Raw genomic sequence first — 1195 nt, 5'->3', positions numbered from 1 at the left:
CCGGCAGGAGGCTGGGGTTACGCGGTATTCGGCAAGGTCATCGCTGGCGCAGATGTGGTCGACAAGATCAAGCAGGTGCGTACCGGTGCCGGTGACGTGCCGACCACCCCGGTGGTGATCGAATCGGCGACCGTGATCAAGTAAGGCAAGCCTCCCGTACCGCACCCAAGGCGAGCCGACGTCGCCCGCCGATTTTTTTTCATTTCCCCCACCAGCAAAGGATTCATCATGGCAGTTCTGCTCACCACCAACCACGGCACCATCCGAATCGAACTGGATGCAGAGAAGGCTCCCAAGACCGTTGAGAACTTCCTGGCCTACGTCAACGCCGGCCACTACAACGGCACCATCTTCCATCGCGTCATCGACGGTTTCATGATCCAGGGCGGCGGCTTCGAACCCGGCATGAAGCAAAAGGAAACCCGCGAGCCGATCGAGAACGAAGCCAAGAATGGCTTGAAGAACGAGCCCTACACCCTGGCCATGGCCCGCACCGCCGCCCCGCACTCGGCCTCGGCGCAGTTCTTCATCAACGTCAAGAACAACAGCTTCCTGGACTACCCCGGCCAGGACGGCTGGGGCTACTGCGTCTTCGGCAAGGTCGTCGAAGGCACTGAAGTGGTCGACAAGATCAAGGGTGTGAAGACCACCCGCGCCGGCATGTTCGCCGACGTGCCTGCGGAAGACGTGCTGATCGAAAAGGCAGAAGTGGTCTAAGCTCGACCTTGACCGCCTCCCTCATCGACCATGACTGATTTCCAGTTCATGCAGAAAGCGCAACCGACGGTTGCGCTTTTTGTTTCCGACCTCCATTTGCAGGCCGCCCTGCCCCGCACTACCGAGGCTTTCCTAGGCTTCCTGCAAAGCCATGCCGTTCAAACGCAGCAACTGTACCTGCTAGGTGACGTGTTCGAGTACTGGGCCGGTGACGACGACCTTACTGCTCCCTACAACCAACTGATTGCTGACGCCCTCAAGACTGTACAGGTACAGGGCGTGCAACTGTACTGGATGGCGGGCAACCGCGATTTCCTGGTCGGCCAGGATTTTGCCGCTGCCGCAGGACTGACGCTGCTGGACGATCCGCATGTCGTCACCTTGGCCGGCCGTACCCTGGCGCTGGCCCACGGCGATCTGCTGGCGCTCGCTCAGTGGCGCCCCATGCTGGCTTCCACCGTGCGCACCAGGCTCACCA

At 60.8% G+C, this 1195-nt stretch carries 3 protein-coding genes; all 3 read left to right on the top strand.

Annotated features, from left to right (window positions below; all coding sequences use genetic code 11):
• Window positions 1–144, top strand: a 144-nt coding sequence (locus I5W_RS21470; protein ID WP_044530758.1) for a peptidylprolyl isomerase, incomplete at its 5' end; no start/stop codon positions are given.
• A gap of 84 nt (window positions 145–228) precedes the next feature.
• Window positions 229–717, top strand: coding sequence for a peptidylprolyl isomerase (locus I5W_RS21465; protein WP_044530757.1), 489 nt, complete (start codon window positions 229–231; stop codon window positions 715–717).
• Window positions 718–747: 30 nt separating this feature from the next.
• Window positions 748–1195: UDP-2,3-diacylglucosamine diphosphatase (locus I5W_RS21460; protein WP_252717163.1), on the top strand; the 448-nt coding region annotated here is incomplete at its 3' end.

It is taken from the genome of Herbaspirillum sp. B65 (assembly GCF_000333555.1).
Taxonomy (GTDB): Bacteria; Pseudomonadota; Gammaproteobacteria; order Burkholderiales; family Burkholderiaceae_D; genus Herbaspirillum; species Herbaspirillum rubrisubalbicans.
Note: the sequence above shows the minus strand (reverse complement) of the source record. Positions and strands in the feature narration are given on the sequence as shown.

Coding starts and splice junctions, on each gene's coding strand:
- I5W_RS21465 (WP_044530757.1), top strand. CDS start 229: ATGGCAGTTCTGCTCACCACCAACCACGGCACCATCCGAATCGAACTG.